General features: G+C 68.0%; 19 protein-coding genes and 2 pseudogenes. 11 read left to right on the forward strand and 10 right to left on the reverse strand.

Translation table 11 applies throughout. The features are described 5' to 3' along the window. Window positions 1–7: 7 nt before the first annotated feature. Together ACWDEX_RS06205 and ACWDEX_RS06210 are read right to left on the reverse strand one after the other, a co-directional pair. Window positions 8–460, reverse strand: coding sequence for an N-acetyltransferase family protein (locus ACWDEX_RS06205; protein WP_450462023.1), 453 nt, complete (start codon window positions 458–460; stop codon window positions 8–10). Between the two features lie 250 nt (window positions 461–710). Continuing rightward, window positions 711–1,577 (reverse strand): GNAT family N-acetyltransferase, encoded by an 867-nt coding sequence (locus tag ACWDEX_RS06210; protein WP_450462024.1) that lies wholly within the window; start codon window positions 1,575–1,577, stop codon window positions 711–713. A gap of 229 nt (window positions 1,578–1,806) precedes the next feature. On the opposite strand from ACWDEX_RS06210, the gene ACWDEX_RS06215 reads away from it, so the two are divergent. Next, window positions 1,807–2,439, forward strand: coding sequence for an HAD family hydrolase (locus ACWDEX_RS06215; RefSeq protein WP_450462026.1), 633 nt, complete (start codon window positions 1,807–1,809; stop codon window positions 2,437–2,439). Between the two features lie 144 nt (window positions 2,440–2,583). Here the strand turns inward: ACWDEX_RS06215 and ACWDEX_RS06220 are convergent, their stop codons facing one another. From ACWDEX_RS06220 to ACWDEX_RS06240, 5 genes are all read right to left on the reverse strand, one after another. Continuing rightward, complete coding sequence (locus ACWDEX_RS06220; RefSeq protein ID WP_450462027.1) at window positions 2,584–3,066, reverse strand: NUDIX domain-containing protein; 483 nt, start codon at window positions 3,064–3,066, stop codon at window positions 2,584–2,586. A 149-nt stretch (window positions 3,067–3,215) separates the two neighbouring features. Then, entirely contained in the window at window positions 3,216–4,121 is a 906-nt protein-coding gene (locus tag ACWDEX_RS06225; protein ID WP_450462028.1) for a LysR family transcriptional regulator, read from the reverse strand. Window positions 4,122–4,333: 212 nt separating this feature from the next. Then, on the reverse strand, window positions 4,334–5,488 hold the full coding sequence (locus ACWDEX_RS06230; RefSeq protein WP_450462029.1) for a cystathionine gamma-lyase: 1,155 nt from the start codon (window positions 5,486–5,488) through the stop codon (window positions 4,334–4,336). Further along, window positions 5,485–5,973: a low molecular weight protein-tyrosine-phosphatase gene (locus ACWDEX_RS06235; RefSeq protein WP_450462149.1), complete on the reverse strand. Its 489-nt coding sequence runs from the start codon at window positions 5,971–5,973 to the stop codon at window positions 5,485–5,487. The genes ACWDEX_RS06230 and ACWDEX_RS06235 overlap by 4 nt, the downstream gene beginning before the upstream one ends. A 13-nt stretch (window positions 5,974–5,986) precedes the next feature. After that, a complete protein-coding gene (locus tag ACWDEX_RS06240) occupies window positions 5,987–6,367 on the reverse strand; it encodes a phage holin family protein (RefSeq protein ID WP_450462030.1) in 381 nt (126 codons plus the stop codon). A gap of 61 nt (window positions 6,368–6,428) precedes the next feature. Between ACWDEX_RS06240 and ACWDEX_RS06245 the strand changes: the two genes are divergently transcribed. From ACWDEX_RS06245 to ACWDEX_RS06265, 5 genes and pseudogenes are all read left to right on the forward strand, one after another. Continuing rightward, entirely contained in the window at window positions 6,429–6,746 is a 318-nt protein-coding gene (locus tag ACWDEX_RS06245; protein ID WP_450462031.1) for a cupin domain-containing protein, read from the forward strand. Window positions 6,747–6,914: 168 nt separating this feature from the next. Then, complete coding sequence (locus ACWDEX_RS06250; RefSeq protein ID WP_450462032.1) at window positions 6,915–7,127, forward strand: DUF5326 family protein; 213 nt, start codon at window positions 6,915–6,917, stop codon at window positions 7,125–7,127. Between the two features lie 379 nt (window positions 7,128–7,506). Continuing rightward, window positions 7,507–8,233, forward strand: a pseudogene (locus tag ACWDEX_RS06255) (helix-turn-helix domain-containing protein). Between the two features lie 100 nt (window positions 8,234–8,333). Continuing rightward, complete coding sequence (locus ACWDEX_RS06260; RefSeq protein ID WP_450462033.1) at window positions 8,334–8,771, forward strand: SsgA family sporulation/cell division regulator; 438 nt, start codon at window positions 8,334–8,336, stop codon at window positions 8,769–8,771. Window positions 8,772–9,164: 393 nt separating this feature from the next. After that, window positions 9,165–9,371 (forward strand): annotated as a pseudogene (locus ACWDEX_RS06265) (phosphomethylpyrimidine synthase ThiC); the annotation flags it as partial. 89 nt (window positions 9,372–9,460) lie between these two features. Here the strand turns inward: ACWDEX_RS06265 and ACWDEX_RS06270 are convergent. The 3 genes from ACWDEX_RS06270 to ACWDEX_RS06280 form a co-directional block, all read right to left on the reverse strand. Then, window positions 9,461–10,327, reverse strand: a complete 867-nt coding sequence (locus ACWDEX_RS06270; protein ID WP_450462034.1) for a hypothetical protein — start codon at window positions 10,325–10,327, stop codon at window positions 9,461–9,463. Window positions 10,328–10,519: 192 nt separating this feature from the next. After that, window positions 10,520–11,629 carry a metallophosphoesterase gene (locus ACWDEX_RS06275; protein WP_450462035.1) on the reverse strand — a complete coding sequence of 370 codons (1,110 nt, stop codon included), beginning with the start codon at window positions 11,627–11,629 and terminating at the stop codon, window positions 10,520–10,522. 230 nt (window positions 11,630–11,859) lie between these two features. Next, window positions 11,860–12,972 carry a LacI family DNA-binding transcriptional regulator gene (locus ACWDEX_RS06280; protein ID WP_450462036.1) on the reverse strand — a complete coding sequence of 371 codons (1,113 nt, stop codon included), beginning with the start codon at window positions 12,970–12,972 and terminating at the stop codon, window positions 11,860–11,862. Between the two features lie 431 nt (window positions 12,973–13,403). On the opposite strand from ACWDEX_RS06280, the gene hisC reads away from it, so the two are divergent. The 5 genes from hisC (at window position 13,404) to ACWDEX_RS06305 (ending at window position 22,133) form a co-directional block, all read left to right on the forward strand. After that, on the forward strand, window positions 13,404–14,483 hold the full coding sequence (gene hisC, locus ACWDEX_RS06285) for a histidinol-phosphate transaminase (protein WP_450462037.1): 1,080 nt from the start codon (window positions 13,404–13,406) through the stop codon (window positions 14,481–14,483). A gap of 283 nt (window positions 14,484–14,766) precedes the next feature. Beyond that, the gene (locus ACWDEX_RS06290) at window positions 14,767–16,275 is read left to right on the forward strand and encodes a cytochrome ubiquinol oxidase subunit I (RefSeq protein ID WP_450462038.1); all 1,509 of its coding nucleotides are present in this window, start codon (window positions 14,767–14,769) and stop codon (window positions 16,273–16,275) included. Between the two features lie 20 nt (window positions 16,276–16,295). Beyond that, window positions 16,296–17,303 (forward strand): cytochrome d ubiquinol oxidase subunit II, encoded by a 1,008-nt coding sequence (gene cydB / locus ACWDEX_RS06295; RefSeq protein WP_450462039.1) that lies wholly within the window; start codon window positions 16,296–16,298, stop codon window positions 17,301–17,303. A 107-nt stretch (window positions 17,304–17,410) separates the two neighbouring features. Beyond that, complete coding sequence (gene cydD / locus ACWDEX_RS06300; RefSeq protein WP_450462040.1) at window positions 17,411–20,944, forward strand: thiol reductant ABC exporter subunit CydD; 3,534 nt, start codon at window positions 17,411–17,413, stop codon at window positions 20,942–20,944. A gap of 133 nt (window positions 20,945–21,077) precedes the next feature. Next, window positions 21,078–22,133: a peptidoglycan DD-metalloendopeptidase family protein gene (locus tag ACWDEX_RS06305; protein WP_450462041.1), complete on the forward strand. Its 1,056-nt coding sequence runs from the start codon at window positions 21,078–21,080 to the stop codon at window positions 22,131–22,133. Window positions 22,134–22,137 lie beyond the last annotated feature (4 nt).

The raw sequence follows: 22,137 nt of genomic DNA on the forward strand, positions 1-22,137 counted from the left end.
AGCAGTGTCAGAGCGACAGCTTGAAACCGAGATGCGACGCCTTGAAGCCCAAACGCTCGTAGAAGCGATGCGCGTCGGTGCGGCTTGCGTCGGATGTCAGCTGTACCAACTGGCATCCCTGGCGCCGAGATTCGTCGACCGACCACTCGATGAGCTGTGTCCCGAGGCCGCTGCCCCGCTCGTCGGCATGGATACGCACGGCCTCGATGAGCGATCGGGTCGCACCCTTGCGGGACAGTCCCGGGATGATCGTGAGCTGGAGGGTACCGACGACACGCCCTTCGCGTACGGCGACCATGAGGTGCTGGTTCGGATCGCAGCTCAGCCTGTCCAGCGCGCTCAGATATGGAGTCAGGTCGTCCGGGGACTCACGTTGGGCGCCGAGCGGGTCGTCGGCGAGCATGGCGACGATCGCCGGTACATCATCCGCGACGGCAGGCCGTATCTCTAGATCTCCCATGTTTGCACCTTACGGGGAAACGCTCCCCTGCGTATGGGCCGTGACCAGGCTGTACGGCTGCCCCCGGACAGGACACCAGTGCCACAACAAACCGGCAGACTCACGGACATGTCCCCACGGATCGGCAGCGTCGATTCGGGATTCGTCGCCGCGTCGTAGAGCGCCTCGCACTGAGTGAAACCGCCGTATCCCGGCCGACCGACGACGTGCCTCGACATCAGCGGCACGCGGTTGTCATGTCGGCGCAGGGTCAGCTCGCCGCCACCGTCACCGGTGCGAAGCGCTGCGTCCAGTCACCGGGCAGGTCCGGGATGCCATACGTCATCACCGCGTTGAAGGTGACGGAGGCGAGACCATGACCCTTCAGCCACGTCAGCAGTTCTTCGTGCCGTACATCGACGTCGGTGCGCAGCGGTCGGTCGGTGCGGGCGGCCAGGGACGCGACGAGTGCCTTCGCCGTCTCCGTGTCGCGAGCGATGAGCGGGCCCACGACATGGGTGTCCATGTTGGGCCAGGCGGCCGCGTACCCGATGATCCGCCCGTTCTCCTCTGCGACCCGCAACTGGTCGGCGAATGCGGGTAGTCGCGTGATCACATGTGTGCGATCGACGCCGAAGATCTCCTCGTCGAGCCGGACGAGGGTGGCAAGGTCCTCGGCAGTGGCTGCGCGGGTGGCAACGGTGGGGGACGGTCCATCCGCCGTGAAGTGCCCACGCAGCATCTCGGAACTGCCGATGACCTTGAAGCCGAGTTCCTCGTACAGAGGACGGCCGTACGGGGTTGCGTACAGCGTGAGGGGTGTGGCGCCCAACTCCGCGAATACATGCCGCATCAGTCGCCGGCCGACGCCCTGACGGGCGTGCCGTTCGGCGACGAGCACCATGCCGATGGCCCCCAGTTCCGGACGGTACCGGGACCCGTACTCGGTCACGACGCAGACGGTGATGAGGCCACCCTCGGGGTCGTCGATGCCGTACCCCTTTCCCGCGGCTAGGAGAAGCCCCCACTTGTGCTCCTCGCGGGGCCAGCCCCGGTCTTCGGACAGGTCAGCACAGGCATGGAGATCACGGGGCGTCAGGCGACGGATGGGCAGAGCAGCTAGGGAAGGTGTCGACACGCAGGTCAGGCTGTCTGACATGAGGCAGTGGCGTCCACTCGATTGCGGACCAACGCACCGGCTTTTGGCCATGTCATGCGACCACAGAACAGGAGGGCAGGCGTTTCACGTGAAACAACGAGCGGCCTGAGCGTGACCGTTCGGCGCCCGGCTGATGACCGGTCACGGCTGGACGGCATCCAGGAACTCGCTGTGCCGACAGCGGAAGAGGCCGCTAGCCTCCTCGAACATGGCGAGACTTCATCTCTTCGATCTCGACGGTACGTTGCTGCACCGGACGACCGCGCCGTTGGAGATCTCACGGCAACTCGGCTTGGAAGCCGAGACTGTGATGCTGGAGCGGGCGATCGCGGCCGGAGACATCGGACCCCCGGAGTACGCAACACAGGTGCATGCCCTCTGGTCGCGGCTCACGGACGCGCATGTGGCAGCGGCTTTCGCGGCTGCCCCCTGGCTGTCCCGTATCGAAGAGGTGTGGACCGCGATCCGTGAGGACGGTGACTACTGCGCCGTCATCTCGCTCTCTCCTTCCTTCTTCGTGAAGCGGCTCACGCTGTGGGGTGCGCATGCGGCGTACGGATCGCGTTTTCCTGTGCTGCCCTTCACGGAGCCGGTGGATCCGGCGGGGATTCTCAGCGCCGCCGCCAAGGTGCGGATCACGGACCGGCTCTGCGCGGAGTTCGGCGTTCGGCGTGCCGATTGCGTTGCCTATGGTGACTCGCTGTCGGACAGGGACCTGTTCGATGCGGTGTCGGTATCGGTCGCGGTCAATGCGGACCAGCACTTGGCGGACCGGGCGACCCACGTCTATGTCGGACAGGATCTGTGGGATGCCTATGAACTGGTGCGTCACGCCTGGTAAGTGAGAGGGCGGGCCCTCCAGGAGTGATCAGGTGCGGCAGCTCCGGCTTATCGGCATCCTGTTGGAGCGGATTCGCCACGACGCGGTGGAGCCACTGGTCACCGTAGGGGCCCGGCCCCGCAGAGGGACGCTTCCGTCCGGGTGTCAGCCGAGGTCGGGCGCGTGCATGGCCCGTACGCCCTCAATGTTCCCGTCGAGGTAGTGCCGCAACGACAGCGGAACGAGATGAACGGACGCGATGCCGACCCGAGTGAAGGGGACCCGCACGATCTCGTATCCGCCGGCGGGCTCCTCCACCTCCGGGCCGTGCCGCAGGCTCTCATCCATGGACTCGAGGCGACAGACGAAAAAGTGCTGGACCTTCACACCGGTTGCGCCGCCGTCCTTGCCGATGTGCTCGACGGTGTCCACGAAGCAGGGCACCACATCGGTGATCTTGGCGCCGAGTTCCTCGTGTACTTCGCGGTGGAGTGCATCGACGACGGTCGTGTCCGACTCCTCGACCCCGCCACCTGGTGTGAGCCAGTAGGGATCGACGCCGGGCTTGGTCCTCTTGATCAGGATCAGGTCGTCACCATCGAGCAGAATGGCGCGGGCGGTGCGCTTGACCACGGGGCGAACGGTCATGGGTGAAATGTGGCCCAGCGTGTTCCACGTGAAACATCGCAAACCCCACATGGCGTCGAAACCCCAGTGGGCTCAGCGAGCCGCCTCCTGGTGGCCCACAGGCGCGGTGGACATCGAGCGAAAGCACCGCACCGTCGGCCGTTCGGCGATCAGCTCCAGTCCGCCGCCGTCCGCAGCAGCCACTCGTGCGCCCGAGCTATGTGCGGCATGGCCATCGTGCCCGTCCGGACCACGAGAAAGTACGTCCTCAGCGGGGGTACCGCTGGTTCATGGAGGGCCACCACATCGCCTCGGTCCAGTGCGGGGGCGCAGAGATAGCGCGGCAGCACGGCGAGCCCTGCGCCGGTGGCGGCGCAGGCGAGGACCGCACGCAGATCGGGGACGACGACGGTGCCGGAGGCAGCCGGACGGGAGTCGAAGACGGACGCCCAGTAGCGGGCGACGAACGGGAGCGACTCGTGCACCTCGACCACCGGGAGGTCATCCAGCGCGTGTGCACTCATACGGCGCAGCTTGCCGGGGTCGATAGCGGACGCCCAGCGCGGGGCGGCGACCAGGACGTGTTCCTCGTCGCAGAGGGGCGTCGCGGTGAGCAGGGCGCCGCGCGGCCGGGTCGTGGTGATGGCCAGGTCATGATGTCCGGCGGCGAGCCCCTCCAGTGTTTCGTCGGCGTTCCCGAAAGAGGCGCGCAGCGCAAGCCCCTGGCCGTCGTCGTCGGTCAGTTCGGCAAGTGCGGGCAGGGCGCGCTCGGCGGTGAATTCGGGGGGACCTGCGAGATGAAGGGTGCGCAGCGACGTGTGCTCGTCGATTCCCGTCTCGGCGATCTCCACGAGGGCGTCGAGATGGGGAGCGGCCTTGTGCGCGAGTTCATCGCCGATGGTCGTGGGGGTCACGCCGCGGGCTTGGCGCAGGAAGAGGGGACGGCCGAGCTGCCGTTCCAGGGTGCGGATCTGGGAGGTCACGGCCGGCTGTGAGAGGCCGAGCAGTGCCGCGGCGCGGGTGAAGGAGCCGGCCCTGTGTACGGTCACGAAGGTGCGCAGCAGGGCCACATCCATGGTGCTTCCTCCCCTCCCCGCACCCCCAGCCGCGCCCAACTATAAATAAGTCGATAGGCCTCTGTCGCTACTGTGATTGGACACTGACACAGAGTCAACTAGCCTAGGTCGCACGGTTCTTCGCGCGCAGAACCGGGGCGGTCCGAGCCACGAGGGGGGAGGCTCGGACCGTCCGCCGTCCGCCGTCCGGAGAACGGATCCCAGAGGCGTGGTCATTGCGCCGACTTGTCGAGCGCGCGCAGCACATCGGCCACCAGGTCCTCGGGGTCCTCGGCGCCCGCCGAGAAGCGGATGAAGCCCTCCGGCACCGCGTCACCGCCCCAGCGTCCACGCCGCTCGGCGGTGGATCGTACGCCTCCGAAACTCGTTGCCTCATCGACGCAGTGCAACGCGTCCAGGAAACGGTCGGCACGCGCGCGTGTGGACAACGTGAACGACACCACGCATCCGAATCGGCGCATCTGCTGCGCAGCGATGGTGTGGGAGGGGTCGTCGGGCAGGCCCGGATACCGCAGCCCGCTCACCTCGGACCGGCCTCGCAGCGCCTCGGCGACCGCGAGCGCGTTGGCGGTCTGCCGGTCGGCACGTAGCTGGAGGGTGGCCAGTGAGCGGTGCGCGAGCCAAGCCTCCATGGGACCCGGGACGGCCCCGACGATCTTTCGCCAACGTCGTACGGAGGTCATGGCTCCGGCATTCCGGGACACCACGTAGCCGAGCAGGAGGTCCCCGTGCCCGGTGAGCATCTTGGTGCCGCTGGCCACGGAGAAGTCGGCGCCCAGCTCCAGGGGGCGCTGGCCGAACGGGGTCGCCAAGGTGTTGTCGACGGCGACCAGGGTGCCTTGTGCGTGCGCTGCAGCAACGAGCCGGCGCACGTCGCAGACGTCCAGTCCGGGGTTCGAGGGAGTCTCGATCCACAGCAGCTTCGCGCCGTCGAGGACGCCTAGCTGGGCGTCGGCACCGGTTGGCGCGGTGCGCACCGCGATGCCGTACGCGGTCAGCTGCTCGCAGACCAAGGGAAGTACCTGGTAGCCGTCGCCTGGCAGTACCACGGTGTCGCCGGCGCGCAGCTGGGAGAAGAGGACCGCTGAGATCGCGGCCATGCCGGAGGCGAAGGTGAGCGTTTCGACACCGTCTTGGCCGGGCGCCTCGAGCTCACCGATGGCGCGCTCCAGAAGGGTCCAGGTGGGGTTCTCGTCACGCCCGTAGGTGTACGGACCCGTCGGCTCACCGGGCAGGTGGTAGTGCGCGGCGAAGACGGGACCCGGCAGCGTCGGCTCGTACTTGACCGGCTCGGGCAGCCCCGCCCTTACTGCGCGCGTGCCGTCACCGGGCCGACTGCCGGACGTGCTGCCATCCCCTGCTGTCATGCTGCCTTCCCCTCCACGTGCTCTTTCACCGCGGCGAGCAGGCCAGCGCTGGCCGCCTCCACCATCTCAAGACATTCCTCGAAACCGTCCACTCCCCCGTAATAAGGGTCGGGAACGTCGAGGTCGTCCGCGGTGGGGTCGTACGAGCGCAGGAGCCGGACCTTCGCCGCGTCCTCCGGGCCGGGCGCCAGGCGGCGCAGGACCTCGAGATGGCCGGAGTCGAGGGCGATCACGAGGTCGAGGAGGGAGAACCAGGAGCGATCAAACTGTCGTGCGGTGTGGTCGCTGTCGTAGCCGTTCGCCCCAAGAACGGCGACGGTACGCGGATCGGCGCCGTCCCCTTCGTGCCAACCGCCTGTGCCGGCGCTGTCGACTTCGACCAGGTCGTCGAGACCAGCCTCCTCGACGCGTGCACGGAAGACGGCTTCGGCCATCGGGGAGCGGCAGATGTTGCCGGTGCAGACGAAGCAGACGCGATAGGACATACGGCTCACTCGATCAATCCTTGCCGTCGGGCAGCGCGACGTTCAGGGCCCAGGAGACGATCGAGACGATCAGACCGCCCACTACGGCGGTCCAGAAGCCCTCGACATGGAAGCTCAGGTCCAGCTTGCCTGCCATCCAGGAGGTGAGCAGCAGCATCAGAGCGTTGACGACCAGGGTTATCAGGCCGAGCGTCAGGATGAACAGCGGGAAGGTCAGCACCTTCACGATCGGCTTGACCATAAAGTTCACCAGGCCGAAGAGCAGCGCGACGACGATGAGCGTGCCGATCTTCTTGCCGGTGCTTGAGCCCGTCAGGGTGATCTTGTCGAGCAGCGCGACGGCGACGGCCAGAGCTCCCGCGTTGGCGATCGTCTTGACTACGAAATTCTTCATGTGTCTGATCGTGGCAGACGGGATCACCGGTCAGTAGAGAGCAAGGGCGGAACCAGGGGCGATGAAGGCATTCCGGCTGGACGAACTGGAGGCGGAGCGCGCCGCCAACGACGGGGCCTATCTGCAGTTCCTGCGGGAGCGGAACATGTCGGTGGGCCTGTACGCACTTGACGCGGGTGCCTTGGACCCCCAGAAACCCCACCAGCAGGACGAGGTGTACTTCGTCGTCAGTGGTCGCGCCGCGATCACCGTCGGCGTGGAGACCACGCAGGTCGCGCGCGGCAGCGTCGTCTACGTGCCCGCCGGGGTCACTCACAAGTTCCACCACATCACCGAGGATCTGAGGGTTCTGGTGGTGTTCTCTCCGCCCGAGAGCTGAGGCCCTTCTCGGGGTTCCCTAGGGGGACGATCAGGGGAGGGCAAGGGGTGTGGGGCGCCCCTTCCGACCCGTGTCGGACCTAGCATCGAGGGCAGGACACTGAAGAGCCCGACAGCAGAGCCTCCGAACGGGACGTGAGGCGACGGGTGGAGAGACAAGGACAAGGCGATGCGAGAGATCTTCGCGAGTTTGCCGTGGTGGGTGAAGTGGATCGCGGTGCCGGTCGTCGCGCTGGTCGTGTTCGGCAGCGTCATAGCGAGCATCATCGGCTTCGTCGTGGCGCTGCTCTTCAAGGTGCTGCTCTTCGTCGCGCTCGTCGGCGGACTGATCTACGTCGTACGGAAGTTCATGTCGAGCTCAACGTCACGCGGCGACTGGTGACCTGCCCTGAGCGCGCCGAGGCGTCGCCGCACCGGCATGGAACGGCGCGCCGCAGGGGAGCGGTGACGGGCGGGCGGTAACGGGATTCCGAGGTTCGCTCGGGCGAGGGAAGTTTTCCCGGTGGGGCCGCCGGCGAGCGGTGGTGGACCGTTAGAGTCCGAGTTCGGCGCGCGGCCGGCGCCGCGCGTGGCGCACCCACCTCCCGTGTCCCCGCACGGGCGGCTCCCTCGCGCTCCGGGAGTGATCCTTGGCCACGGCCCGCACCGCACCGCCAGTCTCCACTGCCCCGCCCCTACAGCCGCGCTCATCACCAGCGGAGGCCTGCCTCCGCCCCGTACAACCGCACTCCACCACGCTCATCGGATCCGTGCAGCGGGCGATGCGGCTGCTGGAAGCCGTCGCCGAACACGCGTACGGGGCCCCTGCCAAACAGCTGGCCCGTGAGGTCGGCCTGGCGCTCCCCACGGCGTACCACCTGCTGCGGACCCTCACCCACGATGGTTATCTGCGCCGCGAGAAGGGCCTGTTCTTCCTCGGCGAGGCGGCCGAGCGGCTGAGCAGCGGTGCCGCCCGGCAGAAGACGTCGCAGCATGGTGAATGAAGCGCACGCACAATGGCGTGAACCGATCGACGCGCCGCGCACTACGTGACCTACCGCGGGGGTGGGATCGAGGTCCGCAGCGTCGCCGACTTCCCGGTCCGTCTGGGGCCTGCCCCAGCGGTCGAGGAGCGGGCCGACTTCCCTGATACCGGGCACGCACGCCCACGCGATCGGCCGGCGCTGTTGTCCCCGCCCGGCGAGGAGGTCCGCCGGGGCCCTCTCGGCCATTACCCCGTTCGGGCGATCACTCCTCTGTGGTGTGTGACGTCCGTACCGACCCGCGACGGCCGCAGTGCCTGGGACCGGTGGAACCCGTCATCGAAGACCGGAAGTACGTGCTGGGGGCGGTTTGTGCCGCCATTCGCCTCAATGTCGGGGCGGGGCCAGCCACCATGGCCCTCTCCCCGCCCGCCCGCCAGGCCGAACGACTGCTGTCCGTCGCACGCGAGTTGCAGGCGGAGAGCGGAGGGCTTCGAGGTCACTCGCTCTCTCTATCAGCATCTGAAAACTCACGCCTTGTGATCTGGAGTGCACTTTCAGCAAACTTCCAGCAGGTGTCAGGGGGATGATTCCTGGCCAGTCGATGGCAACTGACGGGGTAGGCGATGCGCGAGTCGGTACAGGCAGAGGTCATGATGAGCTTTCTCGTCTCGGAGGAGCTCTCGTTTCGCATTCCGGTGGGACTGCGCTACGAGACGTGTGATCCCTATGCCGTGCGGCTGACCTTCCATCTTCCTGGTGATGCGCCCGTGACCTGGGCGTTCGGGCGTGAGCTGCTGGTCGACGGAGTGGGTCGGCCATGCGGCGACGGCGACGTGCACATCCAGCCCGCCGAGCAGGACACGTTCGGCGATGTGCTGATCCGGCTCCAGGTGGGCGCCGACCAGGCTCTGTTCCGGTCTGGCGCGGTGCCGCTCGTGGCATTCCTCGACCGCACGGACAAGCTGGTGCCGCTGGGGCAGGAAGGCGTGCTCTCTGGCTTCGACGCGCATCTGGACGAGGTGCTGGACCGGATCCTGGCGGAGGAACAGAGCGCGGGCTGACGCGACGCACGGCGCCGTAACGCTTCGCCGGTGTGTAGCGCGATGGGCGCTGTAACGGTTCGCCGGAGCTGCGCAGGGCGGCGGCTGCCGTAACGGTTCGCCCCCCTGTATCAGCGAGGTCGAATGTGTACCGCCTTTGTGTCCGTCCGTGAGACGCGGGGTGCTGGCTCGTGGGCATTGCCCGGTCATGGCAAGAAGGCATGAACCAGGGCTGTGAACGTACTGACCTGTGCAAACGTGATGTTTCACGTGGAACATCCGCGGGCGGAAACCGCTGCGTCGACCGCTGAACCTGTTGCCGGGTAATGCCGGCGTAGGGAGTAGGTCTCATGACCATCAAGGACGCACGCAGGCCTGCCTCCGCTCAGGAAGAACGGTCCCCTACAAGACCTGGGCGCCCAGGAGTGGGGCGACGCCCTGTACGACGCGCGCTTCGAGTGCCACTGGGAGGTCCAGTTCAACCTGGCCCTCGACCTGGCCACGGCTTGCGACTTCCACGACGAGACACTCCCGGCGGAGCCGGCCAATACGGCCCACCTCTGCTCGATGTGCGGGCCGAAATTCTGTTCGTCCTCCGGAAGCCGGAGGACGTTCGGCGGACATGGGAGGTGACCGTCCCGCACGAGCACACGCCGGACGTACCGGTACCGCCCCTGGTGGCGGCACCGGCAGTGGACGGACGGCGCCCGTCACTCCGGCTGGTGTTCCGGACCTCCGAAGTCCGGGCTGGTGAAGTCCGGGCTGGTGAAGCGGGGGCGCGGGCCCGTCGTGGGGTGACTCTCCGGGCTGCTGAATCCCGGGCGGTCATAGCCGAGGTGCGGGATACGGCTGGGGGTCGGTTCCGGCTCCTTCCCATGCATCGCGGGCGTGCCCGGGTTGGCGAGGGCCTCTCGGAGAAACGGCAGGATGCCGCGCTCCAGCAGGGCCTCGTGCCAGGCTTCCCTGGTCCGGGCCACTTCCGCCGCCAACGCGTCCCGGGCAATGGCTTCCTCACTGGAGGAGCCGTTGCGTAGCGCGGTCAGCAGCAGGCCGATCGCGGCGACCAGGATCGCCGCCGCGGTCACCGCGCCGAAGACCCACCCGGTGGTCAGGAGGGTCCTCGCGAACGCCTGGTCGGGGTTGACCATCCTGAGGATGTAGCCCACGAGCAGGAAGATCGCCGCGGCGGCACCGGCGAGGACAGGAGCGAGCACTGTGACGACGGCACCGGCTCCGGCGCTCGCCGCGGCCTCTCCCACAGTGGCGGCGAGCCCCGGACCGTCCATGTCCGATTCCGCGGAATCGGTGGTGTTCTGCTGGACGGCCGGGGTCGACGGCGCCGGCTGGCGCAGTTCCTCGCGGGCCTTCACATAGCGCTCGTACTCGGTGGCTGCCGCCGCGGTGATCAGGGCGGTGGCGTTCAGCGCCAGGGTGCGCAACTGTTCGGGGTTGAGACGCTTTCCGACAGCGGTCGGTTCAGGGCGGTGTGGGGCGGAGCGCAGCGCCTCATCGAGGATCCGCTCGTAGTCCTGGCGGTCCTCGCTCAGCAGGTGCTGCGGAACGCTGTTCATGTGCATCCCCCGATGCTCCGTAGGGCTTGGGGCTCGGCATGCTGACGAGCCGTCGGGCAGAAACGGAGGGGAGCCTGCTACGGATAAGCCGATGGTAGAGCGGCGACGGCACACGGTGACAGGGGGTTTCCGGAAATTGCCCCGGTCGTCACAGTTCTTCGACAGTCCCCCGTCGGGGGACGTTTGCCCAGTGAACGCTCAGCTATCCAGCGGGAGTTGCTGGACCAGCAGCTTTCCGGCCATGGTCACGCCACCGTCCATCGCGATCGCCAGTCCGTCCGCGTAGAGGTGCGGGCCCTCGACCGATGGACCCGAGCCGTCCTCGCCGTCCTCCGAGCCGACCTCGCCCAGAAGATAAGGAATGGGGCTGTGCCCGTGGACGATGCGCGTACCGCCGTATGTGTCCAGCAGGGACCGTACGGCGTCGGCGCCGCCCTCATCGCGGAAGGAGAAGCGCTTGGTGAGCTTCCGGAAGAGGTCCCAGACCTCGTCCGGGTCGTTACGCGTGAGTGTCTCGTGGATGGTGTCGTTGACCGCTTCGATGGAGTCGCCGTAGTCGAGGTAGGCCGTGGTGTCCGAGTGCACCAGCAGATGCCCGTCGGCCTTCTCGACGGCGTCCAGGCGGGCCATCCACTGAAGGTGGTGGTCCTGGAGTCGGTCCATGTCGCTCTTCTGGCCACCGTTGAGCAGCCAGGCCGCCTGGAAGGTGGCGGTGCCCGCGCCGGAGTTGACGGGGGTGTCGCCGAACCGTTTGGCGCCGAGCAGCAGCAGTTCGTGGTTGCCCATGAGTGCCTTGCAGTAGCCGCCGGCCGCGGCCGCTTCCGCGGACAGCCTCATCACCAGGTCGATGACGCCGATGCCGTCGGGCCCACGGTCGGTGAAGTCGCCCAGGAACCACAGCCGTGTCGTGCCCGCGGACCAGTGGCCTGCGGCGTTGATGAGCCCCTTCTCCCGGAGCGCTGTCATCAACTCGTCGAGATAGCCATGGACGTCCCCGACGACGAACAGCGGACCGGGCCCGTCGGCGGGCTGTGGGGCGGGCTCGGGTGCCGGGTCGACGGTCACCTGGAGGGTGTCGCCGCGGTTGATCACCGGCAGATCGCGCTCGGTGGGCGTGTACTCGTCGGAGTACCCGTGTGGGTACGACTCCGCTGTGGCCACGGGGTTGGTGACCTCGTCGGGGGGTGTGTTCTGCGCGTACGGACCGGCCTCGTGGACGTACGCGGGTACCCGGAAGTCGCGCAACGTCGCTGTCCGCTCCGCCTCGGGTCCCTGACTGGCCCCCTGAGTCATCGACCCCTCCACCATCGCGCCGCATCTGCACCGCATCGGACTGCCTGGTCGCAGCGGCCCGCGGTGTCGTGGGCCCATCATAGGAATGCGGATCGCGCCATGTGATGACCCAGGGGTGGTGAATCGGGGCCAGACTCCGGCCCACCGTGGCATTCGCCCCAATTGGGCGGGGCTTTCGCCGTCGGGACGCCGACCGTCGGGCGCGTGCGGGTGACCTGTGTGTCATCCCGCGGGGCACAGACGGTCTACCCCTTCTCCGGCGACCGGGGCGGGCTGATCGTTGTACGGGGCGAACGCCGCTCGGACGATGTACGCACGATCAGCTCTGTCGGTATCACCCGCTTGACGGGCTGCTCCGACTCGACACCCTCGATGGCGTCGATGAGGAGCTGGACCACCGCGGTGCCGATCTGGCGCGGTTTGAGAGAGAGCGTCGTGACGGGCGGTTCGGTGTTGGCGTACACGACGGACTCGCTGCAGCAGACGAGCAGCAGGTCGTCGGGCACGCGCAGACCGTAGCGGCGGGCAGCGGCCAGCAGGTCGGTGCCGTTGGGATCGAAGAGCCCGTAGACCGCGTCGGGGCGGTCGGGGCGTGCCAGTAGCCGGTCGGCGGCAACGGCGCCCGCGCACGGGTCGTGGGCCGGGTAGGCCTCGTAAACCGGTTCCTGGCCGACACGCTCGCACCAGTTCAGGTACGCGGTCGTGGAAAGGTGCGTGTACGTGTCGGTCGTCGTGCCGGTCAGCAGTCCGATCCGGCGGGCGCCCGCCTCCGCCAGATGGTCGAGGATGTCCAGGACCGCGGCCTCGTGGTCGTTGTCGACCCAGGCGGTGACCGGGAGGGCACCGGCCGGACGACCGTCGGAGACGACCGGTAAGCCCTGGCGGACCAGCTCGCCGACCACCGGGTCCTGGTCAGACGGGTCGATGACGACCGTGCCGTCCAGGGCGACGTTCGACCACACGTCGTGGCGCGAGGTCGCGGGCAGGATGACCAGGGCGTAGCCGCGGGCGAGCGCGGCCGACGTGGCGGCTCTGGCCATCTCCGCGAAGTACGCGAACTCGGTGAAGGTAAAAGGTTCATCCCCGTACGTCGTCACGGTCAGGCCGATGAGGCCCGACTTTCCGGTACGGAGGGTGCGAGCCGCGGCCGAGGGGCGATAGCCCAGCCGGTCGGCGACTTCGCGGACATGGCGTCGGGTGGCCTCCGGAAGCCGGCCCTTGCCGTTGAGGGCGTCGGAGACGGTCGTGATGGAGACCCCGGCGGCGGCGGCCACGTCTCTGATGCCCGCCCGGCCCGGCCGACTGCCTCGGCGGGAGGTCTCCGCCCGGCTCACCTGGTGCTTCCCTGCTGCTGTCATGGCGAGCCGATAGTAGGGCTCATGTGGTGGGGCAGCGCGGACGCATATGCACTCGTTGACAGGCACGTTTCTGCATGATCAAGATGCGTCAAATGCCATGGAAAGCAAGGGGATCAGGCGACACCGTGTCATTAGGTGACTAGTCGGCGCGCATGGGCCTGCTGGGGTGGCGATATTCCGAAAGCGGCTCAACTCACCTTCACGAGGGATGCGCGCCACGGCGTGAGCCACCGGCGCGTGCGAGAAGCGGCGACGCGCCCCCCTTTGACGCGTCTCTTTCGTACGGTGATGCGCCTCGCTTCGTGCGGCGATGCGTCCGGAGCGAAACATGGTTGTCCACAGCCCATTCGCAGCGGCGCCGAATCCTCATAAGGTGAGAAGCATTGGAAGCCGGTGGCGGCCATGAGCCGGCGCGCGTGAGGAGGACTGCGGTGAGCGAGACGAGCCCGAGGCTGCGTACCGAGCTGGAGGGTATCCCCACCTACAAGCCCGGCAAGCCTGCTGCGGCCGGCGGACCGGCAGCCTACAAGCTGTCCTCGAACGAGAACCCCTACCCGCCGCTCCCGGGCGTGATGGAGAGCGTGACGGCGGCGGCCATGTCCTTCAACCGCTACCCGGACATGGCGTGCGTGGGACTGATGTGCGAGTTGTCGGAGCGTTTCGGCGTGCCTGAGTCGCACCTCGCCACCGGCACGGGCTCGGTCGGTGTCGCCCAACAGCTGTTGCAGGCCACGAGCGGCCCGGGCGACGAGGTGATCTACGCCTGGCGGTCCTTCGAGGCGTACCCGATCATCACGCAGATCAGTGGTGCGACGTCGGTGAAGGTGCCGTTGACCCCTGGCGACGTGCACGACCTGGACGCGATGGCGGATGCGATCACTGACCGAACCCGGTTGATCTTCGTCTGCAATCCCAACAATCCGACCGGCACGGTGGTGCGTCGAGCTGAGCTGGAGCGCTTCCTCGACCGTGTGCCGGGCGATGTGCTGGTAGTGCTCGACGAGGCGTACCGGGAGTTCATACGCGATGTCGAGGTGCCGGACGGCGTCGAGCTGTACCGTGAGCGGCCGAACGTGTGCGTACTACGCACCTTCTCCAAGGCGTACGGCCTTGCCGGGCTGCGGATCGGCTTCGCGATAGCCCATGAGCCGGTTGCCGCCGCGTTGCGCAAGACGGCGGTGCCGTTCGGTGTGAGCCAACTGGCCCAGGAGGCGGCGATCGCCTCGCTGCGCGCGGAGGACGAACTGCTCGGCCGGGTCGGCTCGCTGGTGTGCGAGCGCTTGCGGGTGGTCGACGCGCTGCGTGCCCAGGGCTGGACGGTGCCTGAGACCCAGGCGAACTTCGTGTGGTTGCGCCTGGGGGAGCGCACGGCCGACTTCGCGACGGTCTGCGAACAGGCCGGCGTGGCGGTGCGGCCCTTCCCGGGTGAAGGGGTGCGCGTGACGATCGGAGAGACCGAGGCGAACGACATCTTCATGAAGGTGGCGGAGGACTTCCGCAAGGATCTCTGAGGGATCTACGGGCAACAGTCGTCAGTCGTTCGCGGGTTTCCCGCGTACGGGTTCACCGCCCTCAAGATCTTCGACCCAACGTCGAAGATCTTGAGGGCGGAGTCATGTCGGGACTGATGGCCCCACTTAGGGACCCCCCGCCTATCCAGGTCCAAACCGTCATGCGTCATAATTTCTTGTGAATGTGAACGCGTTCACAAGCGTGTCCCGATTGCTCCTGCGATGCGCGTGACAAAAGGGGCAGAACGCCGCTTGACCACGGCGAAGTAAGGAGAAAGACGACGTGGACATGGCTTTGGCGCCAGAGACCTTGGCGCGATGGCAGTTCGGTATCACCACCGTCTACCACTTCCTCTTCGTCCCGCTGACGATCTCGCTCGCCGCTTTGACGGCCGGCCTGCAGACCGCCTGGGTGCGGACGGAGAAGGAGAAGTACCTCAGGGCGACGAAGTTCTGGGGAAAGCTCTTCCTGATCAACATCGCGATGGGTGTCGTCACCGGCATCGTGCAGGAGTTCCAGTTCGGCATGAACTGGTCCGACTACTCGCGCTTCGTGGGTGACATCTTCGGCGCCCCGCTAGCGTTCGAGGCCCTGCTCGCCTTCTTCTTCGAGTCCACCTTCATCGGGCTGTGGATCTTCGGCTGGGACAGGCTGCCGAAGAAGATCCACCTCGCCTGCATCTGGATGGTCTCCATCGGCACGATCCTGTCGGCGTACTTCATCCTTGCGGCCAACTCGTGGATGCAGCACCCCGTCGGCTACCGGATCAACACGGCGAAGGGGCGCGCCGAGCTCACGGACTTCTGGCAGGTCCTGACCCAGAACACCGTGCTCGTCCAGGTCTTCCACACGCTGTCCGCGGCCTTCCTGACCGGTGGTGCCTTCATGGTCGGCATCGCCGCATTCCACCTGCTCCGCAAGAAGCACATCGGCGTGATGAAGACCTCGCTGCGGCTCGGTCTGGTCACGGTCATCATCGGGGGCCTGCTCACCACGATCAGTGGCGACCGGCTCGGCAAGGTCATGTTCGACCAGCAGCCGATGAAGATGGCCGCTGCCGAGGCGCTCTGGGACGGTCAGGGCCCCGCGCCGTTCTCGATCTTCGCTGTCGGCGACGTCAGCAAGGGCCACAACACCGTTGAGCTGTCCGTCCCGGGGCTGCTCTCATTCCTCGCCCACGACGACTTCCACTCCTTCGTCCCCGGTATCAACGACACCAACAAGGCCGAACAGGAGAAGTTCGGCCCCGGCGACTACCGCCCCATCATTCCCGTCACCTTCTGGGCCTTCCGCTGGATGATCGGCTTCGGGATGGTGTCCTTCGCCCTTGGTGTGGTCGGGCTCTGGCTCACCCGTAAGAAGTTCATGCTGCCGGAGCATCTGCGGGTGGGTGAGGACGAAGTGCCGCATCTGGTGCTCTTCAAGAGCAAGGCTCTCGGTCCCACGCTCACCATGTGGTACTGGCGGATCGCGATCCTGACCCTGGGCTTCCCCCTGATCGCCAACTCCTGGGGCTGGATCTTCACCGAGATGGGTCGGCAGCCGTGGGTCGTCTACGGCGTACTGCAAACTCGTCACGCGGTCTCCCCCGGTGTCTCCCAGGGCGAGGTCATCACCTCGATGACCGTGTTCACGCTGCTCTACGCGATCCTCGCCGTCATCGAGGTCAAGCTGCTCGTGAAGTACGTCAAGGCCGGCCCGCCCGAGCTCACCGAGTCCGATCTCAACCCGCCCACCAAGATCGGCGGCGACTCCCGTGACGCCGACAAGCCGATGGCCTTCTCGTACTAGGCCGAGGGAGCGCTCACATCATGGAACTTCACGACGTCTGGTTCGGCCTCATCGCGGTTCTCTGGATCGGCTACTTCTTCCTGGAGGGCTTCGATTTCGGGGTCGGCATCCTAACCAAGCTGCTGGCCCGCGACCGTGCGGAGCGGCGCGTGCTGATCAACACGATCGGTCCCGTCTGGGATGGCAACGAGGTGTGGCTGCTCACCGCGGGCGGCGCGACCTTCGCCGCCTTCCCCGAGTGGTATGCCACGCTCTTCTCCGGCTTCTATCTGCCGCTACTGATCATTCTGGTCTGCCTGATCGTGCGCGGCGTCGCCTTCGAGTACCGGGCGAAACGTCCCGAGGAGAGCTGGCAGCGCAACTGGGAGACAGCGCTCTTCTGGACCTCGTTGATCCCAGCGTTCCTGTGGGGTGTGGCCTTCGCCAACATCGTGCGGGGCGTGAAGATCGACCAGCATCTGGAGTACGTGGGCAATGTCTGGGATCTGCTCAACCCGTTCGCCCTCCTGGGTGGCCTGGTGACGCTGACCCTGTTCACCTTCCACGGAGCGGTTTTCACGGCGCTCAAGACCGTCGGGGACATCCGGGAGCGGGCACGGAAGCTGGCCTTGATGGTCGGACTGCTGACCGCCGTGTTGGCACTTGCCTTCCTGATCTGGACACAGGTCGACCACGGTGATGGCGCGAGCCTGGTCGCGTTGATCGTCGCGGTCGTGGCGCTCGTCGCGGCGCTCGTGGCGAACCAGGCCGGGCGCGAGGGATGGTCGTTCGCGTTCTCCGGCGTCACGGTCGTGGCGGCGGTCGCGATGCTCTTCCTGACGCTCTTCCCGAACGTCATGCCGTCCACGCTCAATGCAGACTGGAGCTTGACGGTGACCAATGCCTCGTCGAGCCCCTACACCCTGAAGATCATGACGTGGTGTGCCGGGATCGCCACGCCGATCATCCTGCTCTACCAGGGCTGGACGTACTGGGTGTTCCGCAAGCGCATCGGAACGCAGCACATCGCCGCTGACCCGGTGCACTGATTCCGGCCGGTGGGTGCGTTTCACCTTTCACGTGGAACGCACCCACCCGGAATCGAAGAGCATGTTTCACGTGAAACGTGCTCTATGAGACAGAGAGTGTGTTTCACGTGAAACCAATCGATCCACGACTGCTCCACTACGCCCGCGCCACGCGCCTCTTCCTCGTGGCGGTCGTTGGTCTGGGCGCCGTCGGGTCGGTATTGGTCATCGCTCAAGCGATGTTGATCGCCGAGGTGGTCGTCGGTGCCTTCCAGCACCACTACCCGGTCGCCGAGTTGCGGACGCCTCTGCTGCTCCTGGTGGTCGTGGCGGTCGGACGGGCATTGGTCTCCTGGCTCACCGAACTCGCCGCACACCGAGCCAGCGCGGCGGTGAAGTCCGAGCTGCGGGGGCGGCTGCTGGAGCGGGCGGGGGCCCTCGGCCCCGGGTGGCTCAGCGGGCAGCGCACCGGGGCGCTGGTCGCCCTGGCCACCCGAGGCGTCGACGCCCTCGACGACTACTTCTCGCGCTATCTGCCGCAACTGGGGCTCGCGGTCGTCGTACCGATGGCGGTGCTCGCCCGGATCGTGACCGAGGACTGGGTGTCGGCGGCAATCATCGTCGGTACGCTGCCGCTGATCCCGCTCTTCATGATCCTCATCGGCTGGGCCACGCGGTCCCAGATGGACCGTCAGTGGCGGCTGCTGTCCCGGCTGTCCGGGCACTTCCTCGACGTGGTCGCCGGGCTGCCGACGCTCAAGGTGTTCGGCCGCGCCAAGGCGCAGGCCGAGTCCATCAAGCGGATCACCGGCGAGTACCGGCAGGCGACCATGCGGACGCTGCGGATCGCCTTCCTGTCGTCCTTCGCGCTTGAGCTGCTGGCCACCATCTCGGTGGCGCTCGTCGCGGTGACCATCGGTATGCGGCTGGTCCACGGCGACATGGACCTGTACACCGGCCTGGTCATCCTCGTGCTCGCACCGGAGGCCTATCTGCCGCTGCGGCAGGTGGGCGCCCAGTTCCACGCGGCTGCCGAGGGTCTGGCCGCCGCTGAGGAGATCTTCGCGGTGCTGGAGACGCCGGTGCCGTCCTCCGGCTCGCGAAGCGTCCCACACAGGGAGATCGCCTTCGAGGGCGTGACCGTGCGCTACCCCGGACGGTCGGCTGACGCGGTGTCCACGGTGTCGTTGACGGTCCAGCCGGGTGAGACCGTCGCCCTGGTCGGGCCGAGCGGCGCGGGCAAGTCGACGCTGCTGAACGTCCTGCTCGGTTTTGTGCCGCCTACCGCGGGGCGCGTACGGGTCGGGGGAGTCGATCTCGCCTCGGCCGATCTGAAGGAGTGGCGCTCGCGGATCGCGTGGGTGCCGCAGCGGCCCCATCTGTACGCGGGCACCATCACGGACAACGTGCGGCTGGCACGGCCGGACGCGGACGACGCCGCGGTACGGCGGGCGCTGGCCGACGCCGGCGCGCTGGAGTTCGTGGAAGCGCTGCCCGCCGGGACGGAGACGATCCTCGGCGAAGACGGGGCGGGGCTCTCCGCAGGGCAGCGGCAACGGCTTGCCCTGGCACGGGCGTTCCTCGCCGACCGGCCCGTGCTCCTGCTTGACGAGCCGACGGCGTCCCTGGACGGGGCGACCGAGGCGGAAGTCGTGGAAGCCGTGCGGCGGCTGGCCGTCGGGCGGACGGTGCTGCTGGTCGTGCACCGGCCGGCGCTGCTCGCGCTGGCGGACCGGGTCGTGCGACTGGATGCGAACGAGTTCGCCACCGCGGGTGGTCCGGCTCAGTCCGCTGCCGCACCGCTGCCCCACCCCCGGGCGCCGGAGGAGCCGCAGTCCCACGACGAGCAGATGCCCGCCCTCTCCCCCATGCGACGCGGCGGCGTACTCGCCCGCGTCCGTGCGATGGCCGGTCCCCGACGTGGGCGGCTCGCCCTCGCACTGCTGCTCGGCAGTCTCGCGCTCGGGAGCGCTGTCGGGCTGATGGCCACTTCCGGATGGTTGATCTCGCGGGCGTCCCAGCAGCCTCCCGTGCTGTATCTGATGGTCGCCGTGACGGCCACGCGGGCGTTCGGTATCGGCCGCGCCGTGTTCCGGTACGGGGAGCGACTCGTGTCCCACGACGCCGTGCTGCGGATGCTGGCCGATACCCGGGTCGCCGTCTATCGGCGCCTGGAGCGGCTGGCGCCGGCCGGGCTGCGCACGACCCGGCGTGGCGACCTGCTGTCGCGGCTGGTGGCAGACGTGGACGCACTGCAGGACTATTGGCTGCGCTGGCTGCTGCCCGCGGGCGCCGCGCTCGTCGTGTCGGCCGGCTCGGTCGGTTTCACCGCCTGGCTGCTGCCTGAGGCCGGAGCCGTTCTCGCCGTCGGGTTGCTGGCGGCCGGTGCCGGTGTGCCCTTGGTGACCGGTGCTGTGGCACGCCGCGCGGAACGGAGGCTGGCCTCCACCCGTGGCGTGCTGGCGACTCGGGTGACCGATCTGCTCACCGGGACCGCCGAACTGACGGTCGCCGGGGCGCTGCCCGCGCGGACCGCCGCGGCACGCCGGGCCGACAGCGCACTCACCCGCATCACATCCCGCGCCGCCACCGCCACCGCGCTCGGCGACGGGCTCACCGCGCTCATCACCGGGCTGACCGTCGCGGCCGCCGCCCTCGTGGGGACCCAGGCCGTCACCGACGGGCGGCTCGGCGGAGTGACCATGGCCGTCGTGGTGCTCACCCCGCTGGCCGCGTTCGAGGCGGTCCTGGGGTTGCCCCTCGCCGTGCAGCACCGGCAGCGGGTGCGCCGGAGCGCGGAGCGCGTGTACGAGGTGCTGGACGCCCCCGAGCCCGTACACGAGCCGAAGCGGCCGGAGCCTGCGCCCGCGTCACCGTTCCCGCTCGTCCTGGATGGGCTGGCCGCCCGCCACGACGGGCAGCGGCGGGACGCGCTCGCGGGGCTCGACCTCACCCTCGAACAGGGTCGGCGGATCGCCGTGGTCGGTCCCTCCGGTGCGGGCAAGACGACGCTCGCACAGGTGCTGCTGCGGTTCCTGGACATGCGCGCCGGTGCGTACACCCTGGGTGGCACGGACGCGTACACGCTCGACGGTGACGACGTACGGCGTCTGGTCGGACTGTGCGCCCAGGACGCGCACCTCTTCGACAGCTCGGTACGGGAGAACCTGTTGCTCGCCCGGAAGGACGCGAGCGAGGAGGAACTGCGCGACGCGCTCGCGAGGGCGCGCCTCCTCGACTGGGCCGACGGACTGCCCGACGGCCTGGACACGCTGATCGGCGAACACGGCGCGCGGCTGTCCGGCGGCCAGCGGCAGCGACTCGCGCTGGCTCGCGTCCTGCTCGCCGACTTCCCCGTCCTTGTCCTCGACGAGCCCGCGGAACACCTCGACCTGCCGACGGCCGACGCGCTCACCGCGGACCTGCTCGCTGCCACGGAGGGTCGCACGACGCTGCTGATCACCCACCGGCTGGCCGGGCTGGACGCGGTCGACGAGGTGATCGTGCTGGCGGATGGGCATGTGGTCCAGCGGGGTACATACGCGGACCTGGCGGCGGCGGAGGGTCCGCTCAAGGAGATGGTGGAGCGGGAGGCCCGGGGAGATCTGCTCGGAAGGCGGACGGGACACCGGGGATCGGCAGCAGCCTTGGCCCCGACGTAGGGATCTTCACCTTCATGGTGGGACCCGGGCCCCGCCCGGACGGGGGACGTCGTGGACCATTCGTGGTCATCCGTTCCCCCAGCCGTACGACGTGAGCAGGACGGCGGACCGCCCGTGGGAAACGATCGCTGACATGTTCTCACCTCGCCGCCGCTCTCTGCTCGTTCCGGTGCTTCTGTGCGCGGTCACCCTGTCCCTGGTGTGGCCCGCCGCTGCCGAGGGCGGGTCGGGGGGAGGTGAGGCGGACTCCGGTGTCAGCGCCCGGGTAGCGCGACTGTACGAGGACGCCGCTGTGGCGACGCGACGGTACGAGGTGGTGCACCAAGAAACCGAGAAGCAGCGCGCCAAGGCGCGGCGCTCCGAGCAACTCCTCGCTCGGGAGCAGAAGCGCATCGCGACTCTTCACGCCGACCTCGGCCGGATCGCCCGCGCTCAGTACCGCCAGGTCGGTGGGATTCCGCTCGCGGCGCAGGTCATTCTCGCGAAGACGCCTGAGGACCTGATGCGAAGCCAGCACGTGTTCTCCCAGGCGGACCTCGCGGTGGAGACCATGGTCGCCAAGAGCCGCCGAGCGGAGGCCCGGCTCGCCGCGGTCCAGGCACAGGCATCCGCGCTCTGGCGGGACCTGAAGAAACGGAACGGTGAACTGGCCGGGATGAAGCGGAACATCCAGGCGAAGCTGGATGAGGCACGAAGGGTGCTGCAGAGCCAGGCCGATGCGTCTGCCGCCTCGGGTACGTGCCGAGGCGCCGTCCGGCTGGACGGGGAGTACCCGAAGATCAGGCGTGAGTGGGTCGCTCCGGTGGAGGACTACCGTCTCTCCGCAGGCTTCGGCAGCGGCGGCACCCACTGGGCGAACCGGCACACCGGCCAGGACTTCGCTGTGCCGATCGGTTCACCGGTGCGGGCGGTCGGGGCGGGGAAGGTGGTGAAGGTGACGTGTGGGGGTGCGTTCGGCATGGAGATCGTGATCGAGCACCCGGGCGGGTACTGCACGCAGTACGCCCATCTCGCCGCTGTCACGGTCAATCAAGGCGACCAGGTGGCCACCGGACAGTGGATCGCCCAGTCGGGTACGACGGGCAACTCCACCGGTCCTCACCTGCACTTCGAGGTGCGGGTCACTCCTGAGCTGGGGTCGGGTATCGATCCGGTGCCGTGGCTGAGGGCACGGGGCGTGAAGCCGTAGGGGA

It is taken from the genome of Streptomyces sp. NPDC001020 (genome assembly GCF_053599115.1).

Coding starts and splice junctions, on each gene's coding strand:
- ACWDEX_RS06205 (WP_450462023.1), bottom strand. CDS start 460: ATGGGAGATCTAGAGATACGGCCTGCCGTCGCGGATGATGTACCGGCG.
- ACWDEX_RS06215 (WP_450462026.1), top strand. CDS start 1,807: ATGGCGAGACTTCATCTCTTCGATCTCGACGGTACGTTGCTGCACCGG.
- ACWDEX_RS06220 (WP_450462027.1), bottom strand. CDS start 3,066: ATGACCGTTCGCCCCGTGGTCAAGCGCACCGCCCGCGCCATTCTGCTC.
- ACWDEX_RS06225 (WP_450462028.1), bottom strand. CDS start 4,121: ATGGATGTGGCCCTGCTGCGCACCTTCGTGACCGTACACAGGGCCGGC.
- ACWDEX_RS06230 (WP_450462029.1), bottom strand. CDS start 5,488: ATGACAGCAGGGGATGGCAGCACGTCCGGCAGTCGGCCCGGTGACGGC.
- ACWDEX_RS06235 (WP_450462149.1), bottom strand. CDS start 5,973: ATGTCCTATCGCGTCTGCTTCGTCTGCACCGGCAACATCTGCCGCTCC.
- ACWDEX_RS06240 (WP_450462030.1), bottom strand. CDS start 6,367: ATGAAGAATTTCGTAGTCAAGACGATCGCCAACGCGGGAGCTCTGGCC.
- ACWDEX_RS06245 (WP_450462031.1), top strand. CDS start 6,429: ATGAAGGCATTCCGGCTGGACGAACTGGAGGCGGAGCGCGCCGCCAAC.
- ACWDEX_RS06250 (WP_450462032.1), top strand. CDS start 6,915: ATGCGAGAGATCTTCGCGAGTTTGCCGTGGTGGGTGAAGTGGATCGCG.
- ACWDEX_RS06260 (WP_450462033.1), top strand. CDS start 8,334: ATGCGCGAGTCGGTACAGGCAGAGGTCATGATGAGCTTTCTCGTCTCG.
- ACWDEX_RS06270 (WP_450462034.1), bottom strand. CDS start 10,327: ATGCACATGAACAGCGTTCCGCAGCACCTGCTGAGCGAGGACCGCCAG.
- ACWDEX_RS06275 (WP_450462035.1), bottom strand. CDS start 11,629: ATGGTGGAGGGGTCGATGACTCAGGGGGCCAGTCAGGGACCCGAGGCG.
- ACWDEX_RS06280 (WP_450462036.1), bottom strand. CDS start 12,972: ATGACAGCAGCAGGGAAGCACCAGGTGAGCCGGGCGGAGACCTCCCGC.
- cydB (WP_450462039.1), top strand. CDS start 16,296: ATGGAACTTCACGACGTCTGGTTCGGCCTCATCGCGGTTCTCTGGATC.
- ACWDEX_RS06305 (WP_450462041.1), top strand. CDS start 21,078: ATGTTCTCACCTCGCCGCCGCTCTCTGCTCGTTCCGGTGCTTCTGTGC.